This window comes from Roseivirga sp. BDSF3-8, from assembly GCF_041449215.1.
Lineage (GTDB): Bacteria > Bacteroidota > Bacteroidia > Cytophagales > Cyclobacteriaceae > JBGNFV01.
In genome coordinates, this window is the sequence record NZ_JBGNFV010000001.1 from 632318 (window position 1) to 652862 (window position 20545).

A 20545-nucleotide genomic window follows, 5' to 3' on the forward strand; every position below is an offset into this window, starting at 1 on the left:
ATGAGCAACATTCCCTTTTTGCAGGTACAGAAAATAAAATCCTAAAACTGGGCTTCTTCGGTACTGCCTTTGAGAGCGGCCGTACTGGCCTGTCCCTGGGTAACGGTATTCTGAACAGCATCAAAATAGCCGGTACCCACAAAGGCCTGGTGCTTAACCGCTTTAAAGCCCTGATCCATAAGCCCGAACTCACGCTGCTGCAGAGCAGAATATCCAGCCATACCTCTTTTACGGTAGTCTGATGCCAGCTCAAACATGCTGGTGTTTAGGGCATGGAAACCAGCCAGCGTAATAAACTGGAACTTATAGCCCATCTCGGCAAGCTTCTCACGGTACTCGAACATCTCAGCCTCAGAAAGCTTGCTGGCCCAGTTAAATGAAGGAGAGCAGTTATATGCCAGCATCTTATTCGGATACTTTTCCTTGATGGCCTGGGCAAACTCGCGGGCCTCCCCCAGGTCAGGGTGAGATGTCTCACACCAGATAAGGTCAGCATAAGGCGCATAGGCAAGGCCTCTGGCTATGGAAGGTTCCAGCCCGTTTTTCACCTTGTAGAAGCCTTCATGTGTACGGTCACCCAACAGGAACTGGTGGTCTCTTTCATCTATATCACTGGTGATCAGAGTAGCTGCATCTGCGTCTGTTCTGGCCACGATGATGGTAGGGACCTGGCATACGTCCGTAGCCAACCTGGCAGCTACCAGTTTATTCACTGCCTCATGGGTAGGTACCAGTACCTTACCTCCGAGGTGACCGCATTTTTTGGCAGAGCTGAGCTGGTCCTCAAAGTGAACGCCTGCAGCACCGGCTTCGATCATCATTTTCATGAGTTCGAAGGCATTCAGGTTGCCACCGAACCCGGCCTCGGCATCAGCAACGATTGGCGCCATCCAGTAGGTGTCACCCTCTCCGCTCATGGTTTGAATCTGATCTGCACGCATCAGGGCGCTATTGATCCTTTTCACTACGGCCGGCACGCTATCCACAGGGTAGAGACTCTGATCGGGATACATATTGCCGGAGAGGTTGGCATCTGCCGCTACCTGCCAGCCGCTAAGGTAGATAGCCTTAAGTCCGGCGGCTACCTGCTGTACGGCCTGGTTTCCGGTAAGGGCTCCCAGTCCCGCTACATATTCTTCTGAGTGGAGAAGGTCCCACAGCCGTTCGGCTCCCATACGGGCAAGGCTATACTCAATCCTTACGGTGCCCTGTAGTTTCACTACCTCTTCGGCAGAGTAGGGTCTTTCCACGCCCTTCCAGCGTGAGTTGGTCTTCCATTCTTCCTGTATGCGAAAAATCTTGTCCTTAGTAGTCATGATATAGGTGTATTAAAAAAGGTATCGTTAAATGGTATTATCGGGTAAAGAGTGAGAAGTGGCACTAGGCCAGTTTCTCATAGGCGGGCAGGGTCAAGAATGACACAAACTGCTTATCCGTCACTAAGTCGTCAAAAAGAGCGGCTGCTTCCTCATAGCGACCTGCCTTGTAGGCATCTTCGCCTACCATGCTCCTGATGCTTTCCTTTTCTTCAATAAGCACCTGGCGATAAAGGTCCGTATCCACGGGGCGGCCATCGTCCAGCGTGATGCCCTCGTTGTGCAGCCACTGCCATACCTGGGCACGAGAGATTTCGGCTGTTGCCGCATCCTCCATAAGGTTATAAAGAGCCGCGGCGCCAGTGCCCTGCAGCCAGCTACCGATATACAGTATGGCTACATTAACATTTTGCCTCAGGCCCGTCTCAGTGATTTTACCCCCCTCAATGCTGGTATTCAGCAGATCTTTAGCAGAAATGTTCAGATCGTCCCGCTGGCGATCTTTTTGGTGGGGCTTATCAGTAAGCTTTTTATTAAACTCTTCCATAGCCACGGGTACCAGGTCAGGGTGGGCTACCCATGTACCGTCAAATCCGTGCTCTGCCTCCAGGCGTTTATCCTCACGCACTTTTTCAAAGGCGTTCCGGTTCACTTCTTCATCACGGCGGCTGGGGATAAAGGCAGACATACCACCGATAGCATGGGCCCCTCGCTTATGACAAACTTTTACCAGTTGCTGTGCATAGCTTTTCATAAAAGGCACAGTCATGGTAACCTGTCCTCTGTCCGGAAGTACGAAGTCCGGGAAGTCTCTGAATTTTTTGATCACTGAAAAAATATAGTCCCAGCGTCCGGCATTCAATCCTGCCATATGATCCCGCAGTTCGTAGATGATTTCCTCCATTTCAAAAGCGGCCAGGATAGTCTCTATCAGAACAGTAGCTTTTATTGTGCCATTGGGGATGTCAAGTTGCTTTTGAGCCTCTATAAACACCTCATTCCACAGGCGTGCCTCCAGGTAGCTTTCCAGCTTGGGAAGGTAGAAGTACGGGCCGGCCCCTCTGTTAATAAGCTCCTTGGCATTATGGAAGAAAAACAGGCCAAAGTCGAAAATGGAGGCACTGATTGGCTCACCATCCACCAGTACGTGTTTCTCCACCAGATGCCATCCACGAGGCCTTACCTTGAGGGTGGCAACCTCTTCCTTGAGGGAATAAAATTTGCCGTTTGATGCTTCAAAATCCACTTCACGGCGGATGGCATCCCTGAGATTGATCTGTCCGTTCACACAGTTTTCCCAGGTGGGACTATTGGCGTCTTCAAAATCCGCCATGAAGACTTTTGCACCACTGTTAAGTGCGTTGATGACCATTCGCCGGTCAACCGGGCCTGTAATCTCGGTACGCCGGTCCTGAAGTGGCTCAGGAATGTCGGCTACGTGCCAATTCCCTGCTCTTACATCAGCCGTTTCGGAAGGAAAGTCAGGCATCTGGCCATTGGCTATTGCTTTTTCCTTCTCATTGCGGGCTTCCAGCAGGGCCAGTCGCTTCTTATTGAAAGTCTCGTGCAGGTGGGATATAAAAGCGAGCGCATCGGCGGTAAGGATCCCTTCGAACCCAGGTTTTAATTCGCCTTTTACGTTGACTTTATGATCCAGGGCTGTTGTGCTCATGATTTATCTGTTTTGGTTGGGGGGAATGATTAATTGCTCAGTGCTAAGGTAACAAAGCGAAAATACTAAATCAAGCGAATTTTCGCTATTAATGCTTTTTCGCTAAATGATAGTAAAACGCTTATCGAGCGATTTCACTGAATTTTATGTATGTTTGAGATTGATTAAGGCGTTTACCATGAGGGGAATGACTCTCCGCAAACGTTTGCAACGCTCAAAAAAAATAATTTTCGCTACCTGTTTTTGGCTGTGTACAGTTGGCGCATCTGACAAATAGATCTGCACATTGAAAATTCACGAAAATAATATCAGGTTGATATTCGGGCTTAAACTGCGTCAGCTACGCCTGGATAACGGACTATCTCTTAGTGACCTGAACAAAAAATCCGGCATAAGCATAAGCTACCTCAATGAAATAGAGAAGGGAAAAAAATACCCGAAAGGAGATAAAATCATGTCTCTGGCAGAGGCTTTGGGGGTAACGTATGATCACCTGGTATCGCTAAAGCTGAACAAGAAACTGGCACCTGTTAGTGAGCTGATCAGGAGTAATATTCTCAGCGAGCTGCCACTGGATATGTTTGATATTGACACCAGCCGGCTGCTGGAACTGCTCTCGAATGCACCTACCAAGCTTTCTGCTTTCGTAAGCACGCTGATAGAGATAGGCCGGAGCTATGACATGCGGGTAGAAACCTTTTACTTCTCGGTATTACGGTCCTACCAGGAGATGCAGGAAAACTACTTCCAGGAAATAGAGGAGGCGGTAGAAAGCTTTGCCTCCGAAAACAAGCTGGATGATGAGCCTGCGGATGCTTCGCAATTACTGCGTATTCTTTCCGAACGATACGATTACCAAATAAGCGACTCTCTGCTACAGGAGTACCCTATGCTAAAAACGGTGCGCACGCTGACCCTGCCTGCACAGGATAAAGAGGCCGACGGAGAGAAGCAGCCACCAGTATTATTACTTAATAATGAGCTCAGCCCTTACCAGAAGGCCTTTGCGCTAGGGCGCGAGGCGGGCTACTGCTACCTGGGCATTAAGGACAGAACCTATACGAGCAGTTGGGTAGAAGTAGATAACTTTGACCAAGTGCTGAATAACTTCCGGGCCTCATACTTCTCTAATGCGCTGGCCATGCGGGAAGGGCGGTTTCTGGAAGACATGAAAACGTTCATGGCACTGGACACCTGGGAGCCGGAACGGCTTATCGACATTATGGAAAGCTACCACGCTACGCCGGAAATGTTTCTGCACCGCATGACCAACCTGCTTCCGAAGCATTTTGGCATGGATGAACTGTTCTTTTTAAGGTTTCACACGACTATAGGCTCAGACAATTACGAGCTTACGAAGGAGCTCCACCTGAGCGGCCTCCATAATCCGCACGGTACGGTGCTGAACGAACACTACTGCCGCCGATGGATAAGCCTTACTATATTAAAGGAGCTGGAAGAGAAACTGAAAAATGACACTTATTCGCGACCACTCTGCGGAGCGCAGCGGAGCAGCTATATTGATTCTAAAAATGAGTATCTCCTCATCAGCATTGCCAGACCAGCCTCCCCTACACCGGACCAGACTGTAAGTGTCTCCATAGGCCTGAGGCTTAACCGACAGCTCCTGCAGCAGATAAAGTGGATCAATGACCCTGCCATACGCACCCGCAAGGTGGGAGAAACCTGCGAACGCTGTAGTGCCCCGGATTGTAAAGAAAGAATGGAAGCCCCACTTGTGCTAGAGGCAGAGGCGAGGCTACAAAAAAGAAAAACCGCTCTGAAGCAAATAGAAAGCGACGTCAGGGCGTCAGTTTCTCTGAAATAGCCAGGCAGTTGGCTGTTCTACTATAAACTTATGTATGGTAGACCCGAAGGGTATTGGGGCCTGGCCTGAGGGGTGTGCCTGCCAGCCAGAGCTGCTCTCACATGCCATACTTATGAGGAGAGCAGCTACAAATACGCCGGTAATTACCAGCAGTTTATTCGTTTGGTTTTTCAGATAGTTTTTCATGTTGGTTCAGGGTGTTAAGGTTCTTGAGTTAATGACCTTGCCACACGTGTTCCAAAGCCTGTGCCATTTATGTAAAAATGCCCTGAACTACAAACTAACGCTATTCACCTTTCGCAAGCTGTTCAATTCCGTACATTTCTACCTTTAAAAGTGAACACTTTCTCAATAAACTAATTATTTAGTTGTATAACTAATTTTTTAGTCATACATTGTAGCAAGCATTAAACAGGAAGCCATGAAAGAACTTACTAAAGCCGAAGAGCAGGTAATGCAGATCCTTTGGGACATTGAAAAAGGATTTGTGAAGGAAATCCTCGTAAAAATGGAGGACCCCAGGCCTGCTTATAACACGGTGAGCACTATCGTGCGCATACTCGAGAAAAAAGGATTTGTAGGCTACACAGCCTATGGAAAATCACACCAGTATTATCCGCTCATCACACAGGAGACCTACAGCCGGGAGTACCTGGACACGTTTGTTGGCAACTACTTCGGAGGGTCTTTCAGTAAGCTGGTGTCCTTTTTCGCAAAAGAGAAGAATCTGAGCGTAAACGACATGGACGAGTTGATGAAGCATGTAAAAAATGACATGGGCAATGATAAACCTTCGGAAAAATGATCACCAACATCCTACCATATCTTGCTGAAAGTCTGCTATGCGGCATAATCTTCCTAGTCTTCTACCGGCTGGTACTGGCAGGTGAAAAATCCTTTTCCTTTAACCGCTTTTACCTTTTAGGAAGCTTACTATTGATGTTCCTTCTCCCCTTGCTTCATATAAATACCCAGGCAGGAGGTGTGGGAGACCTGTCCACCATCTATCTGCCCGAAGTAGAAATGAATGGCGGGAAAAATGTAAGTACCAACGAAGCCACGATACACTGGGGCCTGTGGGTTTTATGGAGTTATCTGGCTATATCCGCTATTCTATTTATACGCCTGGTAAGCAACCTGACGAATATTATGCAGCGGGTACGAAAAGCGGAATCCAGTACAGAAGACGGATACAGGTTAGTACACGTACGGGAGGATGTGCCGGTAAGTACTTTTTTCCACTATATATTCTGGCCGCAGCACATGAGCCTTAGTACGGAGGAGCAAAGCATGGTACTAAAGCATGAAATTACTCATGTCAAACAATGGCACACCCTGGATCTGCTCCTGGTAAACACCCTGGCCTCCCTCTTCTGGATATTACCGGTCTGGAAACAATACCGCAAGGCCTTTGAAGAAACACATGAATACCTGGCCGACAGGGAAGTGCTTCGTAACACCACTCCCCAGAGTTATGGTAGCCTGATAGCCAAATATACTTTAAAGCAGTCAGGTCTGACACTGACACACTCATTTGCAAATCAATCACTTAAAAGAATAACCATGATGAAAAACACCCTGAATTCTATTAAACCAATGAAATTGCTAATGGCGTTCCCCCTGGCTGCTGTCATGTTCTGGACAGTTAGCTGCGAGGAATCAGATGTGATCGAAGAAGAACAGACGGAACAGCCTGTTCTGAAAGAGCATACTACTATTGAATCAGAAGCAGGAGAGCTGCCTGATGATGTCCTGACTATAGTGGATGAACAGCCAATGCCTGAGGGAGGTTTTCCAGCCATTGCACAACATATACAGGAAACCCTCAAGTATCCTGGGGAAGCTGAGAAACTAGGCATAGAAGGGCGTGTATATGTTCAGTTCATAGTCAATACGGACGGCAGTATATCAAACGTAAAAGCCATTAAAGGCATCGGACATGGCTGTGATGCGGAAGCCATTCGGGTGGTTAGCGAAATGCCGCACTGGAACCCTGGCATAAAAGACGGAGAAACTGTAAAAGTTAGAATGGTACTACCGATAGTATATAAGCTATAACCCGGCACCGTAGACAGATCACCTTAATATTAGAGCCATTCGCCAGGCGGCGGATGGCTCTTTTTTTTTTCGTATATTTGCCCGGAACATGAAAATAACAGCTTTAAGAAGGATAATACTTCTTCCCTTTGTCATTCTCGGGGCTTTAAACTTTGTTTCAGGCCAGACCCCTCAGTCAAACAACGAATGGAAATACTCCGGAAAACAGGATACCAACCCTACCCCGGCCGTGGGCATGGAAGGGTGGGCTAGTTATCTGGAGGAAAACCTTCAGTATCCGGATATAGCACAGCGAATAGGTCTTGAAGGAAGAGTCTTTGTGAAATTCGCAGTAAAAAAAGATGGCTCACTTGCTTATGCTAACGTTCAAAGAGGCATCGGGGCCGGCTGCGACGCTGAGGCTATCAGACTGATAGAAAATGCACCGAACTGGGTACCGGGAACCAGAAAGGGAAAACCTGTGAAGACTGAAGTCATGCTTCCGATACTCTTCAGACTACCTTCTGCTTATGGTTCGCGAATTATTTTTCCGGCAGATTGGAGCAGCTTTCAAAAGCTGGACCGGAAGCCTGAAGTCAGTGGCGGCATGGATGAATTTGAGAAGCGCTTCCTAAGCAAAATTAACCCGCCTGAAAATACACACCTGGACATAAACTTTACAGTAGCGGCCAACGGCGAGCTTTGCAATATTTCCACTGGCAGTGGTATGCCTTGTGAAATTGCGTATAGATCCGAAGTTGCGTTGCAGGAAATGAGTCCGTGGCAGCCGGGGGTAAAGGATGGCGAGGCAGTATCGGTAGACCTTAAAATAAGCCATAGTTCCGGAGGAAATCCTTCAACTTCTGAAGATCTAGAAACTATCCATTTAACAACTGAATCTGATTCATCCGAAGAGCCTGTATACTCTATGCTGGAATTGAAGGCTACCCCCACAAATGGCCAAATAGCCTGGCAGACCTACCTGAAAGAAAATCTTCAGTACCCGAAAGCAGCTCTGGAAAACAATATTGGCGGACGGGTTATGATTGAGTTCATCGTGGAGAAAAACGGTGAGCTCACAAATGCAAAAGTATATCGCCATACACTGATGACTGATAATGATATGGGCGTTCTGGCAGAAGCCCTCAGACTGATAGAAAATGCACCTAAATGGAACCCTGGCAAAGCCAGATGTAAGGGGCCTGTAAGGTCAAGAGCTATCGTTACCATCACATTCAGACCGTAGTAAAAAAACATGAAAATCTTCAAGGATGCTACATCAAATTAATTCCTGCTACTATTGATCAGCATACACACCACCAAATAAAAAAGCATGAATAGCAATATCTTTATAACCTTCATTTTTAGCTATATACTCCTTTTTTCATCACTTCCCGGTATAACGCAGAAACTCTCTGAAGACCAAAAAAACCAAGTGTTTATAATAGTAGATGAAAAACCGGTGCCGGCAGGGGGTATGGAAGGATGGGCCAATTACCTTCAAAATAATATGGAATATCCGGAAAATGCTAAAAGGCTCGGCATAGTAGGGAGAATATATGTCCAGTTTGTGGTGGATAAGGAAGGAGATATAACCGAAGTCAAAGTCTTAAAGGGGATAGGAGCAGCATGCGATTCGGTGGCGGCCAAGGTGGTGCGCAATGCTCCAAACTGGAAACCCGGAAAGCATGAAGGTAAAGTGGTAAAAGTAAGGATGGTATTACCTATAGTTTTCTCATTGCATGGCGTTCCCGATAAAAAAGTTTACATAGGTATAAAACCTGCCGATTGGGAGAAATTTACAGTTCTTCATAAAAAGCCCATCTTAAAAAAGGGAATGCCTCAATTGACTACCTACTTAAATGAAAATTTTAACTATCCGGAAGCGGCTTTAAAGGACAGTATACAGGGCGCTGTTAGCGTACGATTCACTGTTAGCGAAGAGGGAAAGGTTAGTCACATAACTCCTCTTACAGAAAAGGGGTATGGATGTGAAGAGGAACTGGTTCGGCTAGTAGAGAACATGCCTGAATGGAAGCCCGGAAAAGACTATAGTGGCTACAAAATTGACACAGACCTGATTCTTACGGTCTACTTCAGGCTTGAAGAACAGGACCTGACTTTGTAATAAGGTCTCTGTGTGATGGAAAACCTGATTATTATAAATTTTCTATTTCATAATTTTTTGAGTCTGTCTCCGCAATTTCCCTATAAATAAGGGTCGAACATAACCTATTTAATAGCATGAAAAACACACTTTACACTTGTTTCGCAACAATAATTCTTTTGTTCATCACCACACTAAGCGGAATAGCCCAGGACAACCCGGAAGAGACATATACAATAGTGGATGAAAAACCGGTGCCCGCAGGGGGCATGGAAGGGTGGGCTGCCTATTTACAGCAAAACCTTAAATACCCCACACAGGCTAAGCGATTGGGCACAGAAGGCAGGGTTTATATCCAGTTCGTAGTGAATAAGGATGGAAGTATAAGTGATGTCCTGGCCATAAAGGGCATTGGGTCGGGCTGTGACGAAGAGGCTGAACGAGTCATACGTAACGCCCCAAACTGGCAACCTGGCAAACAGCGAGGCAAAAATGTCAATGTTAGGATGGTAATTCCAATTATATTTAAGCTTTCGCATGATGGTGGTTATGAAAGGCCCATTTTACGCGCGGCAAATCCTCAAAAAATGGCTATGCTGAGCAAAAGACCAGGCTATAAGGGCGGATTAAGTGCCTTGGAAGCCTATCTGAGTGAGCATAGCACCCACCCACGTAAAGGCACACTCAAAGAACATAAAATTGTCGTCGATGTCGCGTTCAGCATACAGAAAGATGGCTCAGTAGATAAGGTTAAAAACCTAAGTACAGTGCCGGCAGAATATGAAGATGCCGCAGAGAATATTGTTAAGAACATGCCTGCCTGGAACCCGGGTATGAAAAATGGCAAACCCGTCTCTACCAAGCTGGAAATAAGCATTATCTTTTACCCGGAAAAAGACTAAACTAAGGCTGAGCTAGATTATGCAGCCACTTGGCATGCACTCTGTCGTCTAGGGCATCTCTATCTTAAGCTATCCGGAAAAACATGGACCTAAAAAAACTCTTCTCAAAAATACCTACCCTTCATACCGACCGTCTTACGCTCAGGGAAGTCTCCAGCCATGATGCCGATGGGGTCTTTAAGGTATTCAACGATGATGAGGTAACGCACTTCAACTTTCGCAATTATCTATCCAATGTCCGTGATGCCCGCCAGCGGATTCAGTACTGGAAAACCTGTTATGCGCAAAGTCAGCGTTTGTACTGGGGTGTATTTCAGGATGATCAATTTATAGGCAATATCGGCCTGGTGCATTTTGATCTGAGGGGTGACCGGCTCGAGATTGGCTACAACCTGGGTAGAGAGTACTGGGGCCACGGACTCATGAACGAGGCCCTTACAAGAATACTGGACTACCTGTTTGCCGAAATCGGGGTAAACCGGGTAGATGCCCTGGTACTACCTGGCAATGAAAGCAGCGTAAAGGTGCTGAAAAACCTCAACTTCAAAAAAGACGGCATACTACGCGGTGCTGCCAAAAAACGCGACGAGGGATATGAGGATGTGATTTTGTATGGTCTTGTGAAAAAGGACTTTATCCATCACTTATAGACTGGATTGTGTAATATCCAATTAGGATTTACTTTTTCTCATTACTCCTCATCACCTACTTTTGCAGGTAACCATTTTACCATGAAACCAATGATTACTCTCCTGGCCGTAATGGACCTGCCTGTGGTAGATATACTAGGCATGGGTACCGCAGGACTGGGCTTTTTGCTGGCCTTCCTGTCTTTCCGTATGCTTACCAAAGAGCAGGGCCGGGACATGGTACGTCAGCCAATGCTGTTTGCTATTTACATTTTCATGATATTCAGCATTGCTTTATGCGGATTCGGCCTCGTAAGTCAGCCCCTTTTGGCAAAAGGCGATAATGAAGGGAACGAACCCACAGACTGCCGCCTGGAAGTAGACCAGGCTGAAAAGAAACTCGAGGAATGTAAAAGAGTGAATGAAGAGGCATTAACACCTGCGACACTGGCGCTGATTTCCGGTGAATACTTTGATGCCTCCATGAGCAAAGATAGCCTGATAGCACAAGTGCGGGCGCTGACCGAAGCGGGAAATGAGCTAATCAACCATCGCCGGCAATATGCCTATACCCTGTTTGAGCTTGAAATGCAGATGCACGGTCAAAATATAAACCTGCGCCTGGAAAACAGCACGCCCCCCGCGACTATCCGTAGCATTCAGGTGGCACTGCAAGGGCTGGAAAGATATAATGGCCCGATAAATGGCGACCGCCAAGCCACCTACGAAGCGGTGGTACGCTTTCAGCAATGGCTGAACCAGGTAAACAACCAAAACGACTCACCTTATATAAGGCCTGCCAACTATGGTATATTTGGCTTTCGTACCCTGGAGGCACTTCGCACGCAGTACCGCCTTAGCAGCAACCAGGGATAATCACTGGCTGAGGGTTCGCAAGTGAGCGAGCGATTGCCTATTTTTACCGGCTGCATGCGTATGGAAAATAACTCTCCCGCCGACTCCCTATTATTTGCAGACCTGATCCTGCCGGTGCCTATTCCCAAGCGATTCACCTACCTGGTACCGGAAGATATGCACGCCGATATTACAGAAGGGGCCAGAGTAGTTGTGGCATTTGGTCGCCAGCCGGTAGTAACCGGCGTAGTGGAGCGCCTGCACCATACAGCCCCCGAAGCCTATGAGCCTAAGCCTATTGATGAACTGCTTGACACACAGGCAATCATGCATCGCCGACAGTTTGACCTGTATGACTGGATGGCCTCATACTACCTCTGCACTATTGGGGAAGTGATGGCGGCGGCTCTTCCTTCCGGACTGAAATTAAGCACCGAGTCGTTCATTCAGCTACACCCTCATGCCGATGCGGAGGCGGCCATGCCCGATTTATCTGATAAGGAGGTGTTACTTATTGATGCCCTGCTGGATCAGCAGGTAATCAGCTACCAGGACGCCGCTGCCATATTGCAGATTAAGAGCTATCCGCGAATACTGAAAATACTACTGGAGAAGGGGCTGATACTGACCTACCAGGAAAAACGTGAGCGATTTGCCCCTAAAACGGAAAACCGCCTGCGGCTGGCTGAGGAATATGCGGAGGATCCCGGTATGCTGGAGGCTTTACTGCCTGAGTTAGAGCGCGCGCCAAAGCAGACAGACGCTGTAATGAAATACCTGGCTCTGGTACCTGTACTGCAAAGGCCGGGGGCTAATGTGGCCGGCATTGCCAAAAAAAGCCTCACCGAGGCAGACATCTCCCCTGCTGCCATCCGTACTCTCATTCAAAAAGAGATTTTTCAGGAATTCAAGGTAACCATAAGCCGCTTTGGAGACCTGCCGGAAGCCGACCAGGCTTTACCCGTCCTTTCAGAGCTTCAGGCGGGTGCCCGTGATGAGATTATCCATCTGTTTGACAGCAAAGAGGCGGTCCTGCTGCACGGCATAACGGGCAGTGGCAAAACAGAAATATACATGGACCTGATAGCCAAGGTCCTGGAGCAAGGTCAGCAAGTACTTTATCTGCTTCCGGAGATTGCCCTTACCACCCAAATCGTAAGGAGGCTGCAGGCCGTCTTTGGCGAGAGGCTAGGCATATACCACTCCCGCCACTCGGCCAATGAACGGGTAGAAACCTGGAAAGGGGTGCTGGAAGGGCGCTTTGATTTTATCGTCGGGGTACGGTCCACAGTGTTCCTTCCTTTTGATAACCTGGGCCTGGTGATAGTTGATGAAGAACATGAGCCCAGCTACAAGCAGTTTGATCCTGCCCCCCGGTATCATGCCCGCGACGTCGCGCTGATGCTGGCCCGCCAGCATCATGCAAAGGTATTGTTAGGCTCAGCCACTCCCTCTATGGAAACTTATGCCTTGGCCATCCGCAACCGAATCGGGTATGTGGAGCTATCCAGCCGCTACGGGGAGGCCAGCCTGCCTGATATACACCTGGTGGACACCCGGCTGGCACGCAAGCAGAAAAAAATGCATGGCGAGTTTTCGCCCCAACTGGTAGAAGCCCTCACCGAAACCTTTGAAAGAAAAGAACAGGCCATCATATTCCAGAACCGGCGGGGTTACAGTTATTTCATTTCCTGTGAAGACTGTGGGTGGATTCCTACCTGCCGGCAATGTGCAGTAAGCCTCACCTACCACCAGTTTCGTAACGAAATGAAATGCCACTACTGCGGCTACAAAGAAAAGCAGCCCGGGGTATGCCCTGCCTGTGGCTCAGCCAAGCTGAAAACGGTAGGCCTGGGTACTGAAAAACTGGAGGAAGAAATAAAACTGCTCCTACCTGAAGCCAGGGTTCAACGGATGGACCTGGACACTACACGGACAAAATATAGCTTTCAGCAAATACTGGAAGACTTCGGCCAGGGCTATGTGGATGTATTGGTGGGTACTCAAATGGTGAGCAAAGGGCTGGATTTTGATAATGTGAGCCTGGTAGCAGTCTTTGATGCTGACAGGATGCTGCATTTCCCTGATTTCAGAAGCCAGGAGCGTACCTATCACCTCATCAGCCAGGTTAGCGGACGTGCGGGACGTAAAAACATTGCCGGCAGGGTCATTGTGCAGACTGGCAACCCTATGCAGCCGCTACTACAACAGGTGGCCGCACACGATTATCAACGCATGGCTGAACTGGAACTGGATGAAAGGAAAAAATACGCTTACCCTCCTTATGTACGGCTGGTAAAAGTCACGCTGAAACATGCTGACAGGGAACGGGTGGAAAAAGCTGCGCAGAATCTGGCAAGCCTTTTCAGGGCTGCCATAGACCCTCAGCGGGTCCTTGGCCCGGTAGAGCCTGGCATAGCCAAACTGAGAAACCAATGGCTGATGGAGATTACAATCAAGCTGGAGCGGGACCCCGGCAAGGGCGCCGCAGCAAAAGAAAGGCTGAGGCAGGAAGTAATTTCTCTGCAGCAAAATAAGGCCTACCGCTCAGTACAGGTGGTTTTTGATGTGGATCCGGTTTAAAACAAAAAACTTCTTTACCAGGGAAGGTTACTTTTTCCAGACTAATCAATAAAGGGTGGTGTCATCTTAAACCGTGAGATTGACTAGGATCAACCTAACCTATTCCCACGGATATTTGGGGGAGTCCTTACGGGCTCCCCTATTTTTTTACCCCTTCCTGCTAATATTCTTCTCTGAGGTCATACCCGAAGGGCGCAAAACTAAGCCGCATTAATTTGAAATGCTGAATACCAAAAGGAATACCTATGATGGTTATACATAACCCTATTCCCAGCACCAGATGCGTCAGCGCTATCCAGATACCGGCAAATATGATCCAGATGATATTAAAAAAGGCATTGACCACAAACAGCCCTCCGGTACGCTCCACCTTCTTGCCGAATGGCATCAGTTGAGCAATACCAAGCTTCCATGTTTGTAGCCCAAATGGAATACCGACTATGGTAAGGCAAAGTACAAGCCCACCCCAGGCATATTCAAGAAAAACGGCAATTCCCCCCAGCACCAGCCAAAGGAGGTTCAGTAAAGTTTTCATATTTATTTAAGCATTTAGGTTCATACTTCTTTACGGAGCACAGCCAGGGGAGGTCTGCTCACCACCTCCCGGCTATTAAACAAACCGATACCCACAGTGAGGCCGGTAATGACGATAAAGATAAGTAAAAGCGACAACCAGGGCAGACTGAAGGTAATATTAAAGACAAAAACAGCGAGCAGTGCACTGGCCAGGGCCGCGAGCAATATTCCGGTAAAAACAGCCAGACTACCCAGGAAAAGGTATTCGAATAGCTGAATGAGCCATATTTGCTTACGGCTGGCACCAATGGTACGTAGCAGTACGCTCTCCCGGATACGCTGAAAACGACTGATGAGTACCGAGGCTATAAGTACGATAAGCCCTGTTAGTATGCTAAATAAGGCCATAAAACGTATTACGAAGGCCATTTTATCCACAATTTCACTGGCCTTATCAAACATCCTTCCCAGGTTGATAATCGTCACATTAGAGAATTTACTAACGACAGCCTGTTGTATGTCCGTAGCTACTTCATCTGAAGACACTCTGGTGAAAACCAGGGTAAAATGGGGGGCCTTTTCAAGCACACCCGAAGGAAACAGCACCATGAAGTTTGCATCTACCTCCGTCCAGTTTATCTCCCGGAAACTACCTACATAAGTATCCACAGGCAACCCCTGAATGTTCCAGGTGATCTTATCACCTATGACCACACCGAGACGTTCCGCAAACTCCTGGTCAAGGGAGATAAACACAGAATCACCCGGATTCTGTACCTGTCCTCTCCATTTGCCCTCAGTGATTTTTTCAGAAGGCGTAAGCTCATCACGAAAGGTGATGCGATATTCCCAGCTCAGGCTACGGTCACTATAGTCATCAGTGGTATCAGCCAGCAGGGCCTGCCTGCTTCGGTTATTTATACCCGAGATACGGGTGGTAACCACGGGCACCTCCGTAAGCAGAGGCAACCCGGCACTATCCAGGATTTCCACCACCCCGTCACGCTGTGCCTGTTGTATGTCGTATAAGATAAAGTTTGCCTTATTTGCCCCGTCTGCAAAGCGTAGCTCGTCAAGGAGCATATGCTGCACAAACACGAGGCTTGCAAGCATACCCGTTCCCAGCCCGATAGATATAAGCAGTACAATAGTTTGATTCTGTGGCCTGTAAAGATTAGCTACCCCCTGCCGGTATACATAAGGCCACCCGGCTGGAATAAACCGGCGAACAGCCCACATAAGCAGGCGCCCGGAACCAAATAATATGAGGTAGGCAAAGCAAATAAATAAAGTAAACAGCCCTGCCTCTGTCCACTCTCCGGTTTGGACAAAAGCAAATATAAACACGAACAATACCACTGCCAGAATAACAGTCCATCGCAGCCAGTCCCGCTTGGAAGTGGTGGGCTCGTATGCAGCCCTCAGCGTAACCAAAGGAGACACCTGCCTGATACTTAGCAGAGGAAGTAGCGCAAACAGTATTGAGATGAAGAAGCCGGTGAGTATCCCCTGAATGATAGCAAGAGCACTAAGGCCTGTACTTACCTCCACAGTAAGCATACCCTGGAAAATACTTGGGATGACGTATTGCAGCAAGCTACCAAGTATAGCCCCTATTACACTACCAATGAGGCCCATAGTACCTATCTGGATCAGGAAGATGAAGAAAGCATCCGCTCCCTTAGCGCCCAGGCACCTTAATACGGCTACGTAGGGGATCTTACTCCGTATGTATACATGCACCGTACTCGCTACACCGATACAACCAAGCAGCAGGGCGATAAAGGCCACAAGGTTTAAAAACCCGGTAAGCTGATCGAAGTTACGACGCAGGCGCTCCTTTCGTTCCTCCACAGTCGTGGTACGGATGTCATCCAACCGCATGCGTTTTTCATATTTTTCCACTAGCTTATCAGGCCTGGTTTCATCGTCATACCTCAGGTAGTACTTATATGAAGCTCTGCTTCCTGCTTCCAGCAATCCGGTACTATCCACTAACCGGCCAGGAATAATTAATGGCGGTGTAAAGCTTCGCGAAAAAGTGGATGAGCCGGGTATATCCAGCAGAGTACCGGCCACCTTAAACCAATACTCCCCTACCCTGACCGAGTCACCGGGCTGCAAGCCCATTTCCTTCATTACAGCCTCATCTACAAGTGCCCCTCCATCATTCAGGTAAGATGCCGAAGCAGTGGCAGGATCAGTCTCAAAATCTCCATAAAAAGGAAATGGTCCACTCAGGCCCCGTACTTCCATCAGCTTAGTACCTGCCCCCTGAAAGAGCACCATATTATTAAACTCTACCTCAGAGGCCATTTCATCAGCATCCAGTGAGTCCAGCCACATTTGCAGCGTATCGCCCGGCTCCTGGTTAGTGCGTACCACCAGGTCAGCCCCCAGCAGGCCTTTGGTTTCCCGCTCTATGTCTCCCTTCAGGTTATCACCAAATGACCCGATGGCTACAAGAGCAGCTATGCCCAGAACAATAGAGGAAAGGAATAACAGAAGGCGGGACCGTGACCTGCGGCTATCACGATAGGCCATTCGAATAAGCCAGCGTAGTCTTTTCATATTAAATGTCAGTGGTAATGGTAGGTTGAAACTGCCCCTGCAGGCTTTCGATAAGCTTACCACCTTTTAGCCGGACAATGTGGTGGGTACGGCGGGCGAGTTCCAGGTCATGAGTCACCAGTACCAGCGTAGTACCCGTTTCACGGTTCAGGTCAAATAGCATAGTTTCTACCAGTTCGCCTGTTTCTTCATCCAGGTTACCTGTAGGCTCATCTGCAAAGAGTATAGCAGGCTTATTGGCAAATGCTCTGGCCAAAGCCACCCGCTGCTGCTCGCCGCCGGAAAGCTGTGCCGGGTAATGGTCCACCCGCTCTCCAAGGCCTACTTTTTCTAATAGCTCCCTTGCGTATCCCGCTGCTTTGGTCTGTCCGGATAACTCCATGGGCACCATTACATTCTCCAATGCCGTAAGCGTAGGCAGTAATTGGAAATTCTGAAAAATAAATCCTACATGCTCATTTCTTACCGATGCTCTCTGGTCCTCCGAAAGGTCCTGAAGGGCTATACCATTTAAGGTGACCGATCCGCTACTGGCACTATCAAGGCCCGCACAGAGTCCAAGCAGGGTGGTTTTACCACTACCCGATGGCCCCACGATTGAGAACGTGGAACCTGATGGCACCTCAAATGAAACATCCTGAAGTACCGTCACATCGTGGGAGCCACTTGAATATATCTTAGTTAATCGGTCTACTTTAAGCATATCAGAATTAGCGTTTACCCTTATTTAACGGGATAACATTAGAACAGATATAGATTTCTGGGGAACGGTCAATATTTGGTTTTGACAGGCCCGATAGTTAAATTCTAGCTTATCAATACTAATTTTACAGACTATGAAAAGAAAGACCCTATCTCTTGAAAAGCTGAAAGTGCAGAGTTTTACCACCACTCAAAAAGTAAAAGGCGGCTTTGGTGAATACACCTTTGATGTAGAAGAATGCGGCGAAAGCAATAATGCCATGTGCACTTTTGACGATTGTCTCAGCCAGGGACCCGGCTGCAGTCGCTACCAGGTTTGCTGAATCAAAATGAAAATTTTTGATGGTATAGGCAGGAAGTTTTCCTGTCTTTTTTATTTACACTATATGAAAACATTGAAACTGAGCCTGGCCCTGTTATTTCTATTGATGTGGGGATGCCAGGAAGAAAGTAACCGCAAGACCAGCAGCTCTGAGAATAATACCAGCGGACAGTTGACCGAAGCAGATAATGAGCCTGCCCCTGAGCAAGGCAGTAAGGTTATTCTCTTCTTCGGCAATAGCCTGACCGCCGGTTATGGAGTAGAAACAGAAGAGGCTTTCCCGGCACTCATACAAGACAGGCTGGACAGCCTGGGCCTCAACTATAAAACCGTAAATGCAGGAGTAAGCGGAGAAACCACGGCAGGGGGGCTGGCCAGAATTGACTGGGTACTGGAGCGGTATGAGCCCGATATTTTCGTACTTGAGTTGGGAGCTAATGATGGCCTAAGAGGCCAGTCACTGGAGCAGGCCGAGCAGAATCTGCAGGGAATAATAGACCAGGTGAAAGAAACCTACCCCGGCGTAAAGCTGGTGTTAGCAGGGATGATGATCCCCCCTAACTACGGGCAGGATTACGCAGAAAAATTCAGGGCTATCTATAGCAGACTGGCACAGCAAAATAACTTATCTCTGATTCCCTTTCTGCTCGATGGGGTAGGCGGAAACCCTGAGCTCAACCAGGATGATGGCATCCACCCCACCGTGGCAGGACACAAGGTAGTAGCACAGAATGTCTGGAAAATTCTGGAACCCATTGTGGAGCAAAAAGTAGAGGCTGTCCCCTGATTTTGGTTAGGTATTTAAATCAGAATAGTCCTATATTTCAGATTGAATACATAACCATGTTCAATCGACTATGAATAAATTACTACTACCTATGCTGCTGGTGATGGCTGTAGCCTGCGGGTCGCCAGAAAAGAAAGAACAGCCTAAAGAAGAAGTAACAGAGACCACCCCCGATATGGAGGGTGATGGTGAGGAGATGGAGCCCGCCCGTACTGTGGAATTACCTGAAGACATCAACCAGGATGCCACATTTGCATTTGAAAATGACTCCGTAAGGCAAGAGATCACCGTTACTGTGGAGGGCGCCGATGATATTTACCTGCTTTACACAGTTCGTGACCCCGAGCTTACCTGTGCACTTCGTTATGAAGGCGGAGCCTCTGCACTATCCGGCCAGCCTGAGCTCATGGAAATGGCAAAGGATATGGAAGTCAGTTTCCCTGCCAAAAAATACATTTATCAGGATGAGCTATGTTCTCTGCTTATTTTCCTCGCAGATGATCGCTCACAGGTTGAGATTGAGGCCTTAGATTGTGAAAAAAGGTACCACAATTGCCCTGCATGGTCTTTAGCCCCTTTAACAAGGGTAACGGATAATAGTAATCCTGCTCAATAGACATTTATGTAAAAAGGGAGTTTATGCTATGTGGTCAACCTATTTTCACATCGTAAACTCCCCTATGCTTATCCCCGCGGCATCCTTACGCCAGTAAGAGGCCGGTATTGGCACCTCACGCCAGTTATTATATATCTGCTAAGTGAGATTACGGAAGTCGAAAAACCTCTTTTACAGAAGACCCGGATACTTAAAAGAGCCTTTACGCTGCCTGTTCCCTGGTTTCGCAGTACCCGGGGAGGAGGGGCCATAGTGCTTGGCACACGTAAGAGACCCCTGATCATTTTTACCGAAAATTTCTTTCTCCGCGAAATATATGGCCGCAATGCCCGCTACTATGGCAATAGGCTTGACGTTTGGCTGGATATGCTTTCCCATGAGGTAGGGCATGTGGCCCAGCTTGACCGCATCGGGGCACCGGCAAAGTATGTGCTTTCGTTTGCCTGGCAGTATCTGCGTACCATGAGCCATAATAGAGCTCCCCTTGAAAAAGAAGCAGAAACCGGCAGAAAGAGGTACAGGAGTTTCGTACACCATATCAGAAACAAGGGCCTCATGAAGGAATACTACACCTTGCTTAGGGCTGACAGTGCAGACGAAGCGAAAATCAGCCAGATCAGGCAATGGATCACTGAGTGGAAAAAGGCGAGCCAAACGAAAAACGCCTGACTCAAAAGCCAGGCGCCTTACTAATTAAACAGGGTATACCCCGGAATTACAATCAGTAGAATTACAGTAATCAGAATAACACCCCGCATCTGAACAGTAATGATGACGGGCTGTATGGAACTGACACTCTCCTTTACCGCCCTTAGCCTGGACGTCTGTGGTAGGAAAACTGGTAAGCTTTAGCTGCTCCAGCTTAGTTGTTTTTCTTTTCATAGCTTTAATTTTTAGTGTGTTTTAATTTACTAAAAATTCCAGAAAGACAGAAACCGCTCATCATCCGGACAGGATGATGCTCCCCTATCAGAATCATACAGATGCACCTCCACAAGCGACTGAGAAACAAGTACTGACACTCCTCATATAAAACACATCTCCCCTTGGTTTTTTTTGTCACCTCTCCCCTAAATCATTAAATTGCGAACTACTTTCCCGG

At 47.8% G+C, this 20545-nt stretch carries 20 protein-coding genes and 1 pseudogene; 14 read left to right on the forward strand and 7 right to left on the reverse strand.

What is annotated here, in order from left to right; genetic code table 11:
* Window positions 1-41 precede the first annotated feature (41 nt).
* On the reverse strand, window positions 42-1316 hold the full coding sequence (gene aceA, locus AB9P05_RS02515; RefSeq protein ID WP_371907238.1) for an isocitrate lyase: 1275 nt from the start codon (window positions 1314-1316) through the stop codon (window positions 42-44).
* 64 nt (window positions 1317-1380) lie between these two features.
* On the reverse strand, window positions 1381-2988 hold the full coding sequence (aceB, locus tag AB9P05_RS02520) for a malate synthase A (protein ID WP_371907239.1): 1608 nt from the start codon (window positions 2986-2988) through the stop codon (window positions 1381-1383).
* A gap of 286 nt (window positions 2989-3274) precedes the next feature.
* Between aceB and AB9P05_RS02525 the strand changes: the two genes are divergently transcribed.
* On the forward strand, window positions 3275-4816 hold the full coding sequence (locus AB9P05_RS02525; RefSeq protein WP_371907240.1) for a helix-turn-helix domain-containing protein: 1542 nt from the start codon (window positions 3275-3277) through the stop codon (window positions 4814-4816).
* Here the strand turns inward: AB9P05_RS02525 and AB9P05_RS02530 are convergent.
* On the reverse strand, window positions 4799-5002 hold the full coding sequence (locus AB9P05_RS02530; protein ID WP_371907241.1) for a hypothetical protein: 204 nt from the start codon (window positions 5000-5002) through the stop codon (window positions 4799-4801). The genes AB9P05_RS02525 and AB9P05_RS02530 overlap by 18 nt on opposite strands.
* A 235-nt stretch (window positions 5003-5237) precedes the next feature.
* Here AB9P05_RS02530 and AB9P05_RS02535 point away from each other — a divergent pair, with 235 nt between their 5' ends.
* The 9 genes and pseudogenes from AB9P05_RS02535 to priA all read left to right on the forward strand — a co-directional run bounded on the left by AB9P05_RS02535 (window position 5238) and on the right by priA (window position 13929).
* Complete coding sequence (locus AB9P05_RS02535) at window positions 5238-5621, forward strand: BlaI/MecI/CopY family transcriptional regulator (RefSeq protein WP_371907242.1); 384 nt, start codon at window positions 5238-5240, stop codon at window positions 5619-5621.
* On the forward strand, window positions 5618-6874 hold the full coding sequence (locus AB9P05_RS02540) for a TonB family protein (protein ID WP_371907243.1): 1257 nt from the start codon (window positions 5618-5620) through the stop codon (window positions 6872-6874). The genes AB9P05_RS02535 and AB9P05_RS02540 overlap by 4 nt, the downstream gene beginning before the upstream one ends.
* Before the next feature lie 88 nt (window positions 6875-6962).
* On the forward strand, window positions 6963-8099 hold the full coding sequence (locus AB9P05_RS02545) for an energy transducer TonB (RefSeq protein ID WP_371907244.1): 1137 nt from the start codon (window positions 6963-6965) through the stop codon (window positions 8097-8099).
* A 264-nt stretch (window positions 8100-8363) separates the two neighbouring features.
* Window positions 8364-8981, forward strand: coding sequence for a TonB family protein (locus AB9P05_RS02550; RefSeq protein ID WP_371907245.1), 618 nt, complete (start codon window positions 8364-8366; stop codon window positions 8979-8981).
* A 230-nt stretch (window positions 8982-9211) separates the two neighbouring features.
* Window positions 9212-9493: pseudogene (locus AB9P05_RS02555) on the forward strand (energy transducer TonB); the annotation flags it as partial.
* 60 nt (window positions 9494-9553) lie between these two features.
* On the forward strand, window positions 9554-9862 hold the full coding sequence (locus tag AB9P05_RS02560; RefSeq protein ID WP_371911330.1) for an energy transducer TonB: 309 nt from the start codon (window positions 9554-9556) through the stop codon (window positions 9860-9862).
* A gap of 83 nt (window positions 9863-9945) precedes the next feature.
* Window positions 9946-10512, forward strand: a complete 567-nt coding sequence (locus AB9P05_RS02565; protein ID WP_371907246.1) for a GNAT family N-acetyltransferase — start codon at window positions 9946-9948, stop codon at window positions 10510-10512.
* Between the two features lie 81 nt (window positions 10513-10593).
* The gene (locus AB9P05_RS02570; RefSeq protein WP_371907247.1) at window positions 10594-11367 is read left to right on the forward strand and encodes a peptidoglycan-binding protein; all 774 of its coding nucleotides are present in this window, start codon (window positions 10594-10596) and stop codon (window positions 11365-11367) included.
* Between the two features lie 60 nt (window positions 11368-11427).
* The gene (gene priA, locus AB9P05_RS02575; RefSeq protein WP_371907248.1) at window positions 11428-13929 is read left to right on the forward strand and encodes a primosomal protein N'; all 2502 of its coding nucleotides are present in this window, start codon (window positions 11428-11430) and stop codon (window positions 13927-13929) included.
* 160 nt (window positions 13930-14089) lie between these two features.
* On the opposite strand, the gene AB9P05_RS02580 is transcribed toward priA, so the two are convergent.
* Genes AB9P05_RS02580 through AB9P05_RS02590 form a run of 3 tightly spaced genes read right to left on the reverse strand, consistent with a single transcriptional unit; the run spans window position 14090 to window position 17719 of the window.
* Entirely contained in the window at window positions 14090-14464 is a 375-nt protein-coding gene (locus AB9P05_RS02580) for a YccF domain-containing protein (RefSeq protein WP_371907249.1), read from the reverse strand.
* A gap of 20 nt (window positions 14465-14484) precedes the next feature.
* Complete coding sequence (locus AB9P05_RS02585; protein WP_371907250.1) at window positions 14485-17016, reverse strand: ABC transporter permease; 2532 nt, start codon at window positions 17014-17016, stop codon at window positions 14485-14487.
* Between the two features lies 1 nt (window position 17017).
* Window positions 17018-17719 (reverse strand): ABC transporter ATP-binding protein, encoded by a 702-nt coding sequence (locus tag AB9P05_RS02590; protein WP_371907251.1) that lies wholly within the window; start codon window positions 17717-17719, stop codon window positions 17018-17020.
* 133 nt (window positions 17720-17852) lie between these two features.
* On the opposite strand from AB9P05_RS02590, the gene AB9P05_RS02595 reads away from it, so the two are divergent.
* The 4 genes from AB9P05_RS02595 to AB9P05_RS02610 all read left to right on the forward strand — a co-directional run bounded on the left by AB9P05_RS02595 (window position 17853) and on the right by AB9P05_RS02610 (window position 20112).
* Window positions 17853-18041, forward strand: coding sequence for a hypothetical protein (locus AB9P05_RS02595; RefSeq protein WP_371907252.1), 189 nt, complete (start codon window positions 17853-17855; stop codon window positions 18039-18041).
* 63 nt (window positions 18042-18104) lie between these two features.
* Window positions 18105-18827: an arylesterase gene (locus tag AB9P05_RS02600; RefSeq protein ID WP_371907253.1), complete on the forward strand. Its 723-nt coding sequence runs from the start codon at window positions 18105-18107 to the stop codon at window positions 18825-18827.
* 70 nt (window positions 18828-18897) lie between these two features.
* Complete coding sequence (locus AB9P05_RS02605; protein ID WP_371907254.1) at window positions 18898-19443, forward strand: hypothetical protein; 546 nt, start codon at window positions 18898-18900, stop codon at window positions 19441-19443.
* A gap of 30 nt (window positions 19444-19473) precedes the next feature.
* On the forward strand, window positions 19474-20112 hold the full coding sequence (locus tag AB9P05_RS02610) for a hypothetical protein (protein WP_371907255.1): 639 nt from the start codon (window positions 19474-19476) through the stop codon (window positions 20110-20112).
* 24 nt (window positions 20113-20136) lie between these two features.
* Here AB9P05_RS02610 and AB9P05_RS02615 read toward each other — a convergent pair whose 3' ends face one another.
* A complete protein-coding gene (locus tag AB9P05_RS02615; protein WP_371907256.1) occupies window positions 20137-20325 on the reverse strand; it encodes a hypothetical protein in 189 nt (62 codons plus the stop codon).
* Window positions 20326-20545 lie beyond the last annotated feature (220 nt).